The 1,640-nt window shown below is 54.5% G+C and carries 2 protein-coding genes and 1 pseudogene; 1 reads left to right on the plus strand and 2 read right to left on the minus strand.

Going from position 1 to position 1,640, the window contains the following annotated elements; genetic code table 11:
* Nucleotides 1–1,170, plus strand: a 1,170-nt coding sequence (locus H8S44_RS16045; protein ID WP_186997562.1) for a MobA/MobL family protein, incomplete at its 5' end; no start/stop codon positions are given.
* 107 nt (nucleotides 1,171–1,277) lie between these two features.
* Here the strand turns inward: H8S44_RS16045 and H8S44_RS16050 are convergent.
* Together H8S44_RS16050 and H8S44_RS16055 are read right to left on the minus strand one after the other, a co-directional pair.
* A complete protein-coding gene (locus tag H8S44_RS16050) occupies nucleotides 1,278–1,568 on the minus strand; it encodes a type II toxin-antitoxin system YafQ family toxin (RefSeq protein WP_186997563.1) in 291 nt (96 codons plus the stop codon).
* Nucleotides 1,565–1,640: pseudogene (locus H8S44_RS16055) on the minus strand (type II toxin-antitoxin system RelB/DinJ family antitoxin); the annotation flags it as partial. The gene H8S44_RS16050 and the pseudogene H8S44_RS16055, both read right to left, overlap by 4 nt.

Consider the following 1,640-nt stretch of genomic DNA (forward strand, 5'->3'; position numbering starts at 1 on the left):
GCAGCTTTGCCCCGTGAACTGTCCGGCGAACAACAGCTTGCCCTTGTGCGTGCCTATGTGAAGGACAACTTTGTAGACAAAGGAATGTGCGCCGACTTTGCTATCCATGACAAGGGAACAGGCAATCCTCATGTCCATATCATGCTGACGCTCCGGCCTTTGAAAGAAAATGGACAGTGGGGCGCAAAGTGCCGCAAGGCATACGATCTGGACGAGAATGGACAGCGTATCCCGGATGGGAAAGGCGGTTGGAAAAATCACAGAGTGGATACAACCGACTGGAACGATAAAGGAAATGTGGAGATTTGGCGGGCGGTGTGGGCGGCCTGCACCAACCGGGCGCTGGAATCTGCCGGTAGACCGGAGCGCATTGACCACCGCAGCTACAAGCGGCAGGGCATTGATAAAATCCCCTCTGTCCATCTGGGGCCAGCTGCCAGCCAAATGGAAAAGCGCGGTATCCGCACCGACAAGGGGGAAGTAAACCGGCAGATCGCCGCCGACAACAAACTGCTGAAAGAAATTAAAGCCCGCATTACCCGTCTTTATCGCTGGTCGAAAGCCGAAACGGAAAAACCACAAACGCAGCAAAGCAGCTTGACCGCCTTGTGGGAGGCCCAGCAGCAGTTGAACGCTCCCCACACCCGCACCGGCAAAATCCGGGCTTTGCAGGAAAGCGCTGCACTATTCAGCTTTTTGCAGGCAAACGGCATCCAGTCTATGCAGCAGCTTCATGAAAAAATCGCTGATATGAACAGCCGTTACTATGACCTGCGGGGAAAGATCGTCAAGGCCGAGCGCCGGATCGCCATTCTTACCGAACGCGGGGAGATGTGGGAACAGTACAACCAGTACAAGTCCATCCACAAGCAGCTTGCCAAAGTAAAGCCGGAAAAACGGGAACAGTTTGAACAGCGCCACAGCCGGGAACTGATTCTGTATGACGCAGCGGCCCGGTATCTGAAAGAACTGAAAGACAGCGGCGAGGCAATCACCCCAAAGGCATGGCAGCTGGAAATTGACCAGCTGGCCGCTGGAAAGCAGACGGACACGCTTGCCATGAAAGCCATGCGGGAGGATTTGAAAGCAGTGGAACGGCTCCGCAAAACCGCCGAGCAGCTGTCCAGACAGGAACGGGACAAGTCTCACGACCGTGGGCCGGAGCGGTAAAGGCTACCGCGTTTTGGCGTACCCCTGTCAAGTGCGTCGCGTTTCACGACATACCTTTGCATACAGAAAAACCGCCGTACAGGTTTCCCCATACGGCGGCAGACTGTTTATTTGCCGAACAAGTCGCTGTGTGTGCCGGTGCGGGCCAGCGTCAGCACCAGAATATCATCCTCTATGCGATAGACAAGCAGCCAGTCCGGGAGAATATGACATTCCCGATGGCCTGCCCAATCGCCGGACAGGTCATGGTCGCGGTTCTTATCCGGCAGCGGTTCGCCCATTGCCAGCAATGCTACGACCTGCTCCAGCAGTTCGATCTTCAAGCCACGCTTGATGGCTCGTTTGTAGTCTTTTTTGAAACTGGTCGTGTACTTGACGGTATATTTGGTTTCTTTCATCTTTTCAGGTCAGCAAATAACTCGTCAAGGTCATTGTAGCCCTTTACAGACGGGTCTTTTGCAATCCTTTCC

Origin of the sequence: Anaerosacchariphilus hominis (assembly GCF_014290175.1) — a bacterium.
Lineage (GTDB): Bacteria > Bacillota > Clostridia > Lachnospirales > Lachnospiraceae > Laedolimicola > Laedolimicola hominis.